At 50.6% G+C, this 259-nt stretch carries 1 protein-coding gene; it reads left to right on the forward strand.

Translation table 11 applies throughout. The features are described from left to right. Positions 1 to 18 precede the first annotated feature (18 nt). Positions 19 to 259 (forward strand): PAS domain-containing protein (locus tag H4J52_RS01350; protein ID WP_259367798.1); only part of this gene is annotated, 241 nt, incomplete at its 3' end.

The following is a 259-nucleotide window of genomic DNA, read 5'->3' on the forward strand; positions in this document are numbered from 1 at the left end:
TTTGCTAAGATTGATGTCATGGGAAAAGATCTGGTGGCCGGGTTTATCACCGATGATTACAAGGCCTCGGTTAAAGGGATATTGGATAAAGCCCTGCAAGGTGAAGAGTCGGCTAACTATGAATTCCCGCTGTTTACCAAAACGGGCGACCGGGTGGATGTGCTGTTGAACTCCTCTTCACGCCGGGATGCGGCAGGTCGTATTGTGGGGGTTGTGGGGGTTGGACAAGATATCACCGAGCTCAATAAGATCCGTAAGG

Source organism: Colwellia sp. MB02u-14, from assembly GCF_014076915.1.
Classification (GTDB): domain Bacteria; phylum Pseudomonadota; class Gammaproteobacteria; order Enterobacterales; family Alteromonadaceae; genus Colwellia_A.